The sequence below is a fragment of the Syntrophorhabdaceae bacterium genome (genome assembly GCA_028713955.1).
In the GTDB taxonomy this organism is placed as follows: domain Bacteria; phylum Desulfobacterota; class Syntrophorhabdia; order Syntrophorhabdales; family Syntrophorhabdaceae; genus UBA5609.
Window position 1 is genome coordinate 15,383 of the sequence record JAQTNJ010000017.1, and the last position, 12,337, is coordinate 27,719.

The 12,337-nt window shown below is 49.7% G+C and carries 12 protein-coding genes; 10 read left to right on the forward strand and 2 right to left on the reverse strand.

Going from position 1 to position 12,337, the window contains the following annotated elements; translation table 11 throughout:
* The first annotated feature begins 49 nt into the window (after positions 1–49).
* From nuoH to PHU49_03090, 10 genes are all read left to right on the forward strand, one after another.
* Positions 50–1,033: an NADH-quinone oxidoreductase subunit NuoH gene (nuoH, locus tag PHU49_03045; protein MDD5242973.1), complete on the forward strand. Its 984-nt coding sequence runs from the start codon at positions 50–52 to the stop codon at positions 1,031–1,033.
* 88 nt (positions 1,034–1,121) lie between these two features.
* On the forward strand, positions 1,122–1,574 hold the full coding sequence (locus tag PHU49_03050) for a 4Fe-4S dicluster domain-containing protein (protein MDD5242974.1): 453 nt from the start codon (positions 1,122–1,124) through the stop codon (positions 1,572–1,574).
* Positions 1,571–2,074 (forward strand): NADH-quinone oxidoreductase subunit J, encoded by a 504-nt coding sequence (locus tag PHU49_03055; GenBank protein ID MDD5242975.1) that lies wholly within the window; start codon positions 1,571–1,573, stop codon positions 2,072–2,074. The genes PHU49_03050 and PHU49_03055 overlap by 4 nt, the downstream gene beginning before the upstream one ends.
* Positions 2,071–2,397 (forward strand): NADH-quinone oxidoreductase subunit NuoK, encoded by a 327-nt coding sequence (nuoK, locus tag PHU49_03060; protein MDD5242976.1) that lies wholly within the window; start codon positions 2,071–2,073, stop codon positions 2,395–2,397. The genes PHU49_03055 and nuoK overlap by 4 nt, the downstream gene beginning before the upstream one ends.
* A 2-nt stretch (positions 2,398–2,399) precedes the next feature.
* Positions 2,400–3,872: a monovalent cation/H+ antiporter subunit D family protein gene (locus tag PHU49_03065; GenBank protein ID MDD5242977.1), complete on the forward strand. Its 1,473-nt coding sequence runs from the start codon at positions 2,400–2,402 to the stop codon at positions 3,870–3,872.
* A gap of 97 nt (positions 3,873–3,969) precedes the next feature.
* Positions 3,970–4,224 (forward strand): hypothetical protein, encoded by a 255-nt coding sequence (locus tag PHU49_03070; protein ID MDD5242978.1) that lies wholly within the window; start codon positions 3,970–3,972, stop codon positions 4,222–4,224.
* A complete protein-coding gene (locus tag PHU49_03075) occupies positions 4,217–5,977 on the forward strand; it encodes a Na(+)/H(+) antiporter subunit D (protein MDD5242979.1) in 1,761 nt (586 codons plus the stop codon). Before PHU49_03070 ends, PHU49_03075 begins: the two co-directional genes overlap by 8 nt.
* 4 nt (positions 5,978–5,981) lie before the next feature.
* Positions 5,982–7,478: an NADH-quinone oxidoreductase subunit M gene (locus PHU49_03080; GenBank protein ID MDD5242980.1), complete on the forward strand. Its 1,497-nt coding sequence runs from the start codon at positions 5,982–5,984 to the stop codon at positions 7,476–7,478.
* 11 nt (positions 7,479–7,489) lie between these two features.
* Positions 7,490–8,884, forward strand: a complete 1,395-nt coding sequence (locus PHU49_03085) for an NADH-quinone oxidoreductase subunit N (GenBank protein MDD5242981.1) — start codon at positions 7,490–7,492, stop codon at positions 8,882–8,884.
* 262 nt (positions 8,885–9,146) lie between these two features.
* Positions 9,147–9,374, forward strand: a complete 228-nt coding sequence (locus tag PHU49_03090; GenBank protein ID MDD5242982.1) for a hypothetical protein — start codon at positions 9,147–9,149, stop codon at positions 9,372–9,374.
* 371 nt (positions 9,375–9,745) lie between these two features.
* On the opposite strand, the gene PHU49_03095 is transcribed toward PHU49_03090, so the two are convergent.
* Together PHU49_03095 and PHU49_03100 are read right to left on the reverse strand one after the other, a co-directional pair.
* Positions 9,746–11,530 (reverse strand): PAS domain S-box protein, encoded by a 1,785-nt coding sequence (locus tag PHU49_03095; protein MDD5242983.1) that lies wholly within the window; start codon positions 11,528–11,530, stop codon positions 9,746–9,748.
* A gap of 22 nt (positions 11,531–11,552) precedes the next feature.
* Positions 11,553–12,337, reverse strand: a 785-nt coding sequence (locus tag PHU49_03100) for a hypothetical protein (protein MDD5242984.1), incomplete at its 5' end; no start/stop codon positions are given.

Genomic DNA, 12,337 nt, shown 5'->3' on the forward strand with positions numbered 1-12,337 from the left:
CTGAGAGCGTAGAGCGGAGAGTAAATAAAAAAGAAGGTTAAGCGGATAGATGCTGAATGATCTGAACACGCTGATGCAGATAGTCGGGAAAGAGGTGGTAAGGACCGTATTGGGCCTTGTCGGCGTCTTCATTGTTGTCCTCGGCAATGCTATTATGCTTACGTGGACAGAACGGAAGGTCGCAGGCCATATGCAAAGAAGGATAGGGCCAAAAGAGGTAGGTCCCTTCGGTCTTCTCCAGTCCATTGCCGACAGCGTGAAGCTTCTGGGAAAAGAGCTGCTCACACCGGCCAATGTCGAGAAACCCCTCTATTTCTTAGCCCCGTCGCTGATCTTCGTCCCCGTGCTTGTCTCCTTTATCGTTATACCCTTTGATGGATTTCTGCAGGTCAAGGATATAAATGTCGGGATACTTGTTATACTCGCATTTTCTTCCCTCACTGTTCTGTCAATACTTATCGCGGGATGGGGTTCTGCCAACAAGTACTCGCTCATCGGTGCCGTGCGGAGCGTCGCGCAGAACATTGCCTACGAGATACCCCTGCTGCTTTCGCTTCTGCCCGTTATCTTCATGGCGAACTCTTTCTCTCTCAGGGATATCGTGGAAGCGCAGAAAGGATTATGGTTTGTGATCTATCAGCCTGTCGCCTTTCTCATCTTTTTTATTGCCAGCGTCGCGGAGACGAACAGGACGCCTTTCGATCTGCCTGAGGCGGAGAGTGAGCTGGTTGCCGGCTTCCATACTGAATATTCCGGCATGAGGTTTTCCCTTTTCTTCCTTGCTGAATACACGAACATGTTTATCGTCAGCGCCATCGCCGTAACGTTCTTCCTCGGAGGTTATCAGGGTCCTATACTGCCGGGAGTCATCTGGTTTTTCATGAAGACCTACCTGCTTGTTTTTGTCATACTATGGTTCAGATGGACATTCCCGCGTGTGAGGTTTGATCAGCTCCTTAATTTTTCCTGGAAGATACTGATACCGGTCTCCTTCCTCAATCTGCTTGTGACAGGAGGGATCCTGAAGTTATGACAAACAGAATATGTTTCGAGTTTCGAGTTTCGAGTTTCGAGTTAGAAAAAAATGCAGTAAATCCACAACATAAAGGTTCGGTAACGGCATGAGAGTTGTTGTCGACATCATAAAGGGTGCTTATTCACTCATTGTAGGTATGGGTGTGACTATCAGGGCCTTCTTCAGCCCTGTCGTGACATGCCAGTACCCGCGCCAGTTAATAAACATTTCACCCCGCTTCCGGTGTCATACAAAGCTTGTCGGGGATAATGAAAATCCTGACAGGACACGATGTATCGTCTGCGGTATGTGTGAGAGGAATTGTCCATCAAACTCCATAAAAAAGATAGAAGGTGAAAAGAAGGAGGGCGAAAAGAAAAAAACCGCCACGTCCTATATCCTTGATTTTACGACCTGCAGCCAATGCGGTATCTGCGTGGAGACCTGCCCCGTTGACGCCCTTGCGTTCTCCGATGATTATAATCCTGTGGGATACAGGCGGGAAGACTTTCATTACGATCTGGTAAAAGAATATGAAAAGAGGAAGAAGGCAGGATGATCTTCGCTGACATTATATTCATTCTCATTATCCTTGTGACGTTGGCAGGGGCCCTGATAACGGTCCTGTCAGGTTCTATCATCTACGCCCTGATCGGGCTCGTCATTACTATGTTCGGCATCGCCGGACTTTATATCTACCTCAACGCGCCGTTTTTGGCGATGATGCAGATCCTGATCTACGTCGGCGCCATTACGGTGCTTATCGCCTTCGCGATCATGCTTGTCGGTCCGTTATACAAGAAGCCGAAGGAGTGGACCTATCCTCTGAAGTTCATCATCGCTGCTGTTGTAGCACTCTTTTCTTTCTTTGTTTTCGCAAAGATCATATTGAAGACACAATGGGCCGGTCTTTTAAAGCCGTTTACCGTATCGACAAAGGATATCGGCAGGCTCTTACTCGACAGACTCACATTTCCCTTTGAGCTCATCTCCCTTCTTATCGTTGTCGCTATCATCGGCGCTGTTATGCTTTCCCTTTACTCAAGAGGTGAAAAATGACAGGGGTGGGACTTTATAACAGCTTGAATATATACCTTTTCGTTGGTCTCGTTCTGCTTACCTGCGGAATACTGGGTGTTGTGTACCGGAGGACCCTTGTCAGCATGCTCATATCGATGGAGCTTATCATGAACGGGGCAGGGCTCAACCTTGTGGCCTTCAACAGGTTCATCGCGCCTGACAACGCCAACGGCATGGCCTTTACATTGTTCATCATGGGTATTGCCGCGGCAGAGGCCGCTATAGCGCTTGCCATCATCATACTCGTCTTCAGGAAGTTCAGGCACGTTGAAGGATCGCAATTGAAGGAGATGAAAGACTGACCATGCAGATAGAGAGTATACGACCGCTCATACCTGTTCTCATTGTACTCGTGGTGTCTATCCTCATCTCCCTCTCGAGGAAAAGGCCCAACCTGCGTGAAGGCTGGTCTGTGGCGGGGTCGATCCTGACCTTTATTGCTGTCGCTTCGATGGTGCCTGATATTATGGGCGGCAACAGGATCGTCTACACGCTCTCGACGATCGCACCGGGTATCTCCCTCAATTTCAGGGTTGATGCCCTCTCGCTTATATTCGGCATTGTCTCGTCGTTCTTGTGGATCTTTGCCACCTTCTACAATATCGGTTACATGAGATCCCTCGACGAACACGCCCAAACCCGGTATTACACATGTTTTGCCATTGCGATACTCGGGGCGCAGGGTGTTTCATATTCGGGGAGTCTCTTTTCGCTCTACCTCTTCTATGAGATCATTACGATATTTACCTACCCACTTGTCGCTCATCATCAGGACGAGGAAGGATACGCGGGCGCAAAGAAGTATATCGTCTACCTCATGGGGACATCGAAGGGGCTTCTGCTCCCGGCTGTAGTCCTGACGTACGTCATGACAGGAAACCTCGATTTTTCCGACAATATCCTGACCGGTATTTTCTCGAAAGATACAAACAGCATCTGGATAACCGTCACGTACATCCTTTTCCTCTTCGGTTTTGCGAAGGCAGCTATCATGCCACTCCATAACTGGCTCCCTTCGGCCATGGTCGCTCCCACTCCGGTAAGTGCGCTGCTCCATGCCGTGGCGGTCGTGAAGGCCGGGGTATTCTGCATCGCAAGGGTCATGCTCTCTGTATTCGGGGTGGAGCTATTGAATAACCTTCACCTCGGCATCTGGACAGCCTATTTTGTCTCCATCACCATCCTGCTCGCGTCGATTATAGCCCTTACAAAAGACGACCTTAAGGCAAGGCTTGCCTATTCAACGGTAAGCCAGCTTTCCTATATCATTCTCGGTGTGGCGCTCCTCGATGCGTCAGGCGTACTCGGAGGCATCATCCATATCGTCAACCACGGTTTCAGCAAGATCACCCTCTTTTTCTGCGCCGGGGCGATATTTGTTGCGACCCGCAAGAAAAAGATAAGCGACATGGAGGGGATCGGTTACGCGATGCCCTTCACGATGGGTGCCTTTGCGATAGCGTCGCTGAGCATGATCGGCGTACCGCCGGTCGCAGGTTTTGTTACGAAGTGGTACCTCCTCCACGGCGCCCTTGAGATACACAACATCCCCATAGTGATCGTCCTCATGGCAAGCACGCTCCTCAATGCGGGATATTTTGCGCCGATTACCTTCAAGGCGTTCTTCAAGGGCAAACAGGGTGCATGGAAGCGGAGCGATATCAAAGAAGCGCCCCTGACAATGGTGGTGCCCATTGTCCTTGCCTCCCTCATATCCGTTGCGCTCGGTCTGTTCCCGGAATTCTTCGTAAATCTTATCGGGAGGATGATGCCGTGAACACAGACAAGAGCGTTGCGAGTTACAAGTTGCGAGTTGCGAGTTTGAACCGAGAATATACAAGTTCAGGATTTAATGTTTCAAGAGGTGCTGGCAGATGGACTTTGTAAAATACATTGACTTCCTGAGAAGGAACATGAAGACGCTGAAAAAGGTTCTCATTGCCTATCTTGTCGCGGTAGTGATCTTTGACGTGGTCCTGCCCAGGGATGAGGCGCATGCCCATTACTGGATCGACAAGGTCTTTGCCTTCTGGACGGCGTTCAGTATCGTTGGCTGTTTCCTTCTCATAAAGATAGGGAAAGGGATAGCGCATCTCTTTCTTTCAAAGGACGAGGATTACTATGGATAGGTGGGTACACCCGGCGATCTTCTTCTATATCGGCAGTCTCCTGCTTCCTTTTATGAAAGGGAAAGCGAGGAAGTTCTTCATCCTTTTCATCCCGGTGCTTTCGATCATCGATGTTGCCCTTATGCACGCCGGCACCTACGGGAGCTACCGGTTTCTGAATATGAACATCGTTTTCGGCAGGGTGGACAAGCTGAGCCTTGTCTTTGCCTGGGTCTTTGTTATCATGGCCTTTCTCGGGGCCCTCTATGCGCTCCATGTAAAAGAGGACGGGCATCACATTGCGGGCGCCTTCTACGTGGGAAGCTCACTGGGCGCCATCTTCGCCGGGGATTACCTGACCCTCTTTATCTTCTGGGAGGCTATGGCCTTCTCGTCGGTGTTCCTTGTCTGGTACAGAAAAGAAAAGCGGTCCGTCGATGCCGGATACCGGTATCTCCTTATGCACGTATTCGGCGGTCTCCTGTTCTTTACGGGGATGTTGTTCTACTACTTCAAGACAGGCACCCTTGTCTTTGACAGGATATTCCCCGACAACGCAGGTCTCGCAGAATACCTTATCCTGGCGGGATTTTCCCTTAATGCCGCCGTATTGCCCCTCCATGCGTGGCTGCCCGATGCATATCCGGAGGCGACCGTCGAAGGCGCTGTTTTCATGTGTGCCTTCACAACAAAAACGGCCGTATATGTCCTCGCGCGGGGTTTTCCGGGGTTCGAGGTCCTTGCCATTCTCGGGACGGCGATGACCGTCTACGGTGTTTTCTATGCTGTCATAGAAAATGATATGCGGAGGGTCCTTGCGTACCACATCATAAGCCAGGTCGGATACATGGTTGCGGGTGTCGGGATAGGGACGGAGCTTGCGCTCAACGGCGCCTGTGCCCATGCCTTTGCACACATATTGTACAAGGCCCTTCTCTTCATGGGGGCAGGGGCTGTTCTCTATATGACGGGAACGGCGAAGATGTCGAAACTCGGCGGCCTCTATAAGTACATGCCCCTTACGATGATCTTTTATGTTGTCGGGGCCGTGTCTATTTCAGGGTTCCCGCTGTTCAGCGGTTTTGTAAGTAAATCGATGATCGTCGCGTCAGCCCACGAAAAGGGCAGGCTCATGCTCATGTCATGGATGAACCTTGCGGGTATCGGCACGTTCCTCTCTGTGGGTCTCAAGGTCACGTACTTTACGTTCTTCGGCAAGGAGTCGGAGATCAAGACGAAGGAACCGCCGAAGAACATGCTCTGGGCAATGGGCATCACATCGGCGCTCTGCTTCATTATCGGCGTATACCCCAGGGCACTCTATGACCTTTTGCCATTCCCCGTGGAATATCACCCTTACACCCTCCCCCATCTCTCGGAGATGCTGCAGATACTCTCGTTCACGGGGCTTGTTTTCTTCCTTCTCGTGAAAAAACTTCAGCCCGAGGCAAAACTCAATCTCGATATAGACTGGTTTTACAGGAAAGGCGCCTGGGTCTTTATGAAACTTGACGAACGGGTGATAAGCGTTGTCGATACCTTCTGGGGAGAACTCTACCGGACAGTAGGTCTAAAGGTTCTTTTCAAGAATGCGGGTATTTCATATGGTTTTGACAGGAACGTCATTGATGGCGTTGTTGATGGTTCTGCCGTCGCCGTCCGCGGGGCAGGCTCGATCGTGCGAAGGCTCCAGACAGGAAAGATACAGGCCTATATCGGCCTTTCTCTCTTTCTGTTTTTCCTGATCCTGTGGTTTGTACTGAGGGGGATGTAGCGATATGACGACGGCGCTCCATAAATACCTGATCATGAATACACTCAGTTTTCCAATCCTTTCGGTGGCGATATTTCTTCCTCTTGCAGGGGCGATCCTCCTTCTTTTCATGCGGGGAGAGCGAAGCATTAAAGTGACGGCCCTCATAACGGCTATTATTAATTTTCCCTTGTCCCTTTTTCTCTTTTCCAGATTTGATGTCGGAGCGGACAGGTTCCAGTTCGGGGAGTTCATCCCGTGGGTCCCATCATATAACATCAATTATATCCTCGGGATCGACGGTATAACGATCTTCCTTATCCTCCTGACAACACTTCTTGCCCCGCTTTGCATCCTCTGCTCATGGACTGCCATCGAGCGCAGGGTAAAGGAGTTCATGTTCTGTCTTCTCATTATGGAGACCGCCATGATCGGCGTCTTCTGCGCCCTCGACTTTATCCTCTTCTACGTCTTCTGGGAGGCGATGCTCATTCCCATGTACCTGCTCATCGCTATATGGGGAGGACCGCGGAAGGATTATGCCTCCATCAAGTTCTTCATATATACGCTGTTCGGCAGTGTATTCCTCCTTGTCGCGATTATCGCCGTGTACCTTGTGACAAACACATTCAGCATCCCCGATGCGATGTTCCGTGACTACGACTTTACTTTCCAGATATGGGTATTTCTTGCCTTTGCCATTGCCTTTGCCATAAAGGTCCCCATGTTCCCCTTTCATACGTGGCTTCCCGCGGCCCATACCGAGGCGCCAACGGCAGGGAGCGTCTTCCTCGCGAGCGTTCTCCTGAAGATGGGAACATACGGGTTTTTGAGGTTCTGTCTCCCCGTGACACCGAAGGCGAGCGTCTTTTTCGCGCCATACATGATCGCGCTTTCCGTTATCGGCATCATCTATGGCGGTTTTGTCTGTTTGAGCCAGACGGATATGAAGAAGCTCATCGCCTATTCCAGTGTGGCCCATATGGGTTTCGCAACGCTGGGGATATTCTCCCTTACTCTCTTCGGATGGGAAGGGGCGCTCCTGCAGATGCTCAACCACGGGGTGACAACGGGTGCCCTATTTCTCTGTGTAGGCGTCGTCTATGAGAGGACGCACAGCCGCGAGATATATGATAACGCGGGCCTTGGGAAGATTATGCCGGTATACGTGGGATTTTTTGGTCTCTTTTCCATATCCTCCTTTGCTTTTCCCGGTACGAATAATTTTGTCGGTGAGCTCTACGTTCTCATCGGTATATTCTCCCAGAATAAACTGGCAGGATTCTTTTCTATCGTCGGCGCTCTCCTCGCAGCCGCCTATATGCTGAGACTTCTCAAACAGATCGTCTGGGGGAGAGAGGATAAGCGGGCAATCTCGGATATGAATGCAAGAGAGGTCATATATCTTTTGCCGCTCGCTCTCTTTGTGATATGGATGGGGCTTTTCCCGCGTCCTTTTGTGCAGGTTATTGAAAAGACGCTGATGAACCTTCATTCGCAGATGAACATCTTTTTCCGTTAAGGGGTTGATCGATGATAATGATACTGCCTGAACTGTCGATGCTTCTCTTCTCGATTGTGTTTCTCTTTCTCTCGCTCGGGAGAAAGAAAGACGGCATCGTTCTTCTTGCCAAATCCCTCTCAATAATCATCTTTGGTATCTCCCTTGCCGGTGTCTTTGCAAGCGGCGAGCTTTTTTCGGGCGCTTACCGGCTTGACCTCTTCTCGCAGGTCTTCAAGGCCATCATTGCTTATGGCTTCTGTCTTGTCATCTTTATCCTGGACAGGCAGAATGAGGTTGAAGAGGCATATTTTCCCGAATATATCATGTTCCTCGGTTTTTCCACGCTGGGACTCATGATGCTCGTCAGTTCCGTGGAACTCATATCGATCGTTATCGCCCTGGAGGTATCCTCTTACAGCCTTTACGTTATCGTTCCCCTGCGTAAGGGGCAAACAAATATCCAGCTTGAGGCATCGGTGAAATACCTCTTTTTCGGCGCTATCTCGACAGGTATCATGCTCTTCGGCATGAGCTATATGTACGGGATCGTGAAATCGACCTTTTTGAACGATATACTGAAGGTATTGCCGGGATTCATGGGTCAGCCGATCGGTGTTTTTGCGCTGATCCTTACCCTGACAGGTTTTTTCTTCAAGCTCTCTCTCTTCCCGATGCATTTCTGGGCGCCTGATATCTATGAGGGGGCTTCCAATACAACGACGACATTCATCGCCACGGTCCCCAAGATCGGGGCTGCAGCGCTTCTCATCAGGATCACAATGCTCGCGAATGCCTCAGGGGTACAGTTTATCAACCTTCTCATCGTCCTCGCCGCTATATCGATGACCTTCGGGAACCTTGTCGGTCTCGTGCAAAAGGATGTCAAGAGACTCCTCGCCTATTCAGGCATTGCCCATGCAGGGTATCTGCTCATGGGTGTGCTGGCGTTGAGCAAGGACGGATATGCATCGGCGATCTATTATATTACTGTCTATCTTTTCATGAACCTCGCCTGTTTCTATGTCCTGGTCGTACTTTCAAAAGACGGCAGGAATATTGTCCTCGATGATCTTGTGGGGCTTTCAAAGAGAGCGCCGCTACTTGCATTTACCCTTGCCGTTGGAGCCTTTTCGCTTGCAGGCATCCCGCCTACCGGAGGGTTTACCGGCAAGCTCTTCCTTTTTATGAGCGCATTCAGGGAAGGGCATCTGACTATCGTCATAATCGCCGCCGTCAATACGGCCATATCGATCTTCTATTATCTGAACCTCGTCAGGATGAGCTATTCGAAAGAGGCGGAGTCAGCGGAGCCTATCCAGCTTACCTTCAACGAGAAGGCGCTCTGTTATATCTTTATATTCCTTGTCCTTTATATGGGGGTCATGCCTTTCGGACTGCTGGATATATTCAGGATGGCAGTGTAAGCCTTATACCGGATTGCATTCATTCATATAGCTTCGTTGCCTTCGTCGTCATCGACTCGACGTACTAAATGTACGCCTCCGTCGCCTCCTCCTTGTCGCCTCGCTCTATTTTTGAATGCAATCCGGTATATTCCTATTTATATGCTATTAGCATTGGCGTCGGACTTTCCTGTAGCAAACCGTCGTGAGGCGAGGAAGCTCGGTCTTTTGCGAAGCAAAAGTTCCGAAGCCGAACGCGAGCGAATGTAAGCCGCTGGAGCGTATGAGCGTGTTTGCGGGGAAGAGTCCGGCACCGATGCCCATCAATTATTCACTGTTCTTCTGCAGGGAAGGCCGTGGTGAGTCTCCTGCAATCTTCGCAGAGATAAAAAATCCCCTTCCCGGGTACAAAAAATTTCCCTACAGCCTCTCTCACCAGGCACCATTCACAGAGAACCTTGCCTTTATTGTCGTCAGTTTGACTATTTTCTACCATGAAGAATTGTATTAAACCTCTTTAGTATAAACATGGGAATAACTCACAGAAGAATCCTCGGCAGGAACATCATCCGCATTACACTGCGGCGGCAGTTTGTCGCTGTTATAAATGATTGTATCACAGCAAATTGCCACGTATCCCCACCCAAAGTTTACGATGCCTGTTTCCCTGCCGCAACGCGGACATATGATTTTAAACATTCTGTGCCTTGTGTTATTACCGGCATTATGAGGAGTTGCTGATGGGCATCCGGAATAAACTGTACTTATGCAGATAACGACTCAACCCCAGTCCCCCATGTAGTCCTAAACTTACACTACCATACAACGAGGGGAAGTATAATATTGATTTATTATGGTTATAATATGGGTATATTAACCGTATTATCTGAGCGATAGGAGGTATGAACGGAGGTTGGCCTTTTTGTTATTCAGTCCGAGCTTATTCCGTATGTTGTTTCTATGGGAATCGATGGCACTTGTTGCTACGCCCATTATTTCCGCTATTTCCTTGGTTGTCTTACCGTTCCTGACCAGTGATGTTACCTCGATCTCCCTGGGAGTAAAGTTAAACTGCCTTACCGTGTTCAGGTATGGCGACATTATTTCCTTGAGGTTTGTTTCGATGACATCGAGATAGGCCCGGTGCGCGGGGTCAAGGCGGCCCTTTTGGATTTTATTAACATGCGATAAAATCATTTCCCTGATATTCGATACGAACTGCTCTTCGAGTTCCTTTCTGTCTTCTTCTCTCTGTTTCAACATCACCCTGAGGGCGGTGTTGACTTCCTCAAGGGTTCTGGATTTGGCTGCCAGTTCCTGTTCCCTTTCCCTCAGCGTCTCTATTGCCTTCTTCTGCGCGGTAACATCACGGCCGGTCCCGTGATACCCCAGGAGGGCGCCCTCTTTGTCGAAGAACGGGTATCCGTTAATTTCAAGGTAAACGAGGCGGCCGTTCTTGTGGTAGCAGACATTTGAAAAAAACAAAAACGGTTTTTTCTGAGCCATGATCTTTTTTATCAAGGGCCCTGCCCCTTTTATTTCCTCTGGAGGCATGACCTCAGTAGGTCTTTTGCCTATGAGCTCTTCCGGCTTATAGCCAAGGACGTCAAATACCCTGGGGCTCACGTACGTGTGGACAAAATCTGTATCGACTTCCCATACCCACTCACTTATGGATTCTATGAGAGCACGGTATCGCTCTTCCGTTCCCTTTCTTTTGACAATCTCCTGCTGGATCTGTGCCGTGCGCTCTGCTACCAATGTGCCGAGGTGGTCGCGGTGTGCCCTTATTTCCTCTCTCAATCTGTTGCTTTCGGTAATGTCCCGGGAGATCTCGAGCACGGCGACAGGTTCGTCATTATCATTTCTGAACGCTACATTTGCCGTACAATGAAATTGCATTGTTTTTCCTTCCATATCGATAACTTCCATATCGTGTTCATGTATTTTTCCATCCTTGAATGCCTGAAGGACAATACATGGATATGGCTCGCAAGATTTTGTTCGTCTATGATAGACTTCATGGCATTTTCTGCCGACAAGATCGCTTCCGAATATTCTTGCAGCGGTCTCGTTGGCCCAGATAATATTAAGTTCTTTGTCTATCATGCTCATATGGTCAGGGATTGATTGTATCATGGCATTGAGTTGGTTCTCGCTCTCCCGTAGCACCTTCTCCACCCGCTTGCGTTCGGTGATGTCGCGAACAACTGCCAGTATGCGATCTTTGTTGCCGATCCTGGCCCGTTTCAGGTTTACCTCGACCCAGAACACCGTGCCGTCCTTGTGTCTGGCTTGCCATTCAAAAAGTTGAGGGCCCTCGTGGGAAGTCTTCCTGGTCCATTCCTGGATCTCTTTTTGAGTATACGGCGGTACGTTGGCACTCATTGCCGCTACGCCAACCTTCCTCCTGACTTCCTCCCGTGTGCGGCCATACATCTCGCACATCTTCTCATTAACATCAAGAATAGCCCCGGTTTTCGCATCATGGATGAAAAAGGCATCATTTGTTTTATCGAATATCTCGCGGTAATCATCATGCAATATGCCTGGGGCATGCTTTGCCTGTTTGTGACTGATCCCCGATTTCTCCGGCCCGGCATCCCGCCGGTGTGTTGCCGTGGGTTCATGAATGGATCGTTCTTTGGTCTTCTTCTTGTTTTTCATCTGACGCGGGGCCTGTGACAGGCTACTCTATCTTTTCCTCCACCCGAAAGATGTAATTGTCCTTTACGGCAATGTAGCGGAAGGTATCCGGTGAATCGAAAACGATCCTTCCCATGTCAGGCAGAGATGTGATGTCGGACTCTTTCCGTTCCTTTCCATCGATCACGGCAAAGCGCTTATTTGCCTGCTGGACCATGTAAGCTATATGTTTCCCGTCCGGGCTGAACGTGAGGGAATCCTCAATAATGTTGTCATATTCCTCCTCTTCTTTGCCGTCGACAACCGCCAGCCGCTTCTTCCCCCTCTGGACAATATAGGCGAGCCGTTTACTATCAGGGCTAAATACCGGATTAACTGAGACAATCTCTTCATACGGTCTTCCTTCCCCTGTGTTATGGACAACGAGCCACATACCGTCCTTCCGGGCAGCATAGGCAAATTGCCGGCTATCCTGGCTGAAGACAGGCGTTCCTATGGATTCGTAGTGTTTTTCATCTTTTCCGTCGAGAACAACGAATCTCCAGGGGCCGGATTTCACGCCATAGATAAGCCTCTTACCGTCAGGGCTGAAAAGGGGTGTGCCCCGCATTATATTGTCGTATGTCATTTCCTCTTTTCCGTCGAGAACAACGAACCATCTATTGCCCATGCGTGCGTTAAAGGCGACCTGTTTGCTGTCCGGACTGAAGGCGATCGTCGTCCCTATGCCGTCATATCGTTTGCTTTCCTTCTCGTCGAGAACCATGACAACCTTGTTGCCTGTGAACGCGTTATAAGCAACGTGCATACTGTCAGGGCTGAATACCG

Bases quoted from the DNA above. Each gene is read 5' to 3' on its own strand.
- nuoH (MDD5242973.1), top strand. From the start codon at position 50: ATGCTGAATGATCTGAACACGCTGATGCAGATAGTCGGGAAAGAGGTG.
- PHU49_03050 (MDD5242974.1), top strand. From the start codon at position 1,122: ATGAGAGTTGTTGTCGACATCATAAAGGGTGCTTATTCACTCATTGTA.
- PHU49_03055 (MDD5242975.1), top strand. From the start codon at position 1,571: ATGATCTTCGCTGACATTATATTCATTCTCATTATCCTTGTGACGTTG.
- nuoK (MDD5242976.1), top strand. From the start codon at position 2,071: ATGACAGGGGTGGGACTTTATAACAGCTTGAATATATACCTTTTCGTT.
- PHU49_03065 (MDD5242977.1), top strand. From the start codon at position 2,400: ATGCAGATAGAGAGTATACGACCGCTCATACCTGTTCTCATTGTACTC.
- PHU49_03070 (MDD5242978.1), top strand. From the start codon at position 3,970: ATGGACTTTGTAAAATACATTGACTTCCTGAGAAGGAACATGAAGACG.
- PHU49_03075 (MDD5242979.1), top strand. From the start codon at position 4,217: ATGGATAGGTGGGTACACCCGGCGATCTTCTTCTATATCGGCAGTCTC.
- PHU49_03080 (MDD5242980.1), top strand. From the start codon at position 5,982: ATGACGACGGCGCTCCATAAATACCTGATCATGAATACACTCAGTTTT.
- PHU49_03085 (MDD5242981.1), top strand. From the start codon at position 7,490: ATGATAATGATACTGCCTGAACTGTCGATGCTTCTCTTCTCGATTGTG.
- PHU49_03090 (MDD5242982.1), top strand. From the start codon at position 9,147: ATGAGCGTGTTTGCGGGGAAGAGTCCGGCACCGATGCCCATCAATTAT.
- PHU49_03095 (MDD5242983.1), bottom strand. From the start codon at position 11,530: ATGAAAAACAAGAAGAAGACCAAAGAACGATCCATTCATGAACCCACG.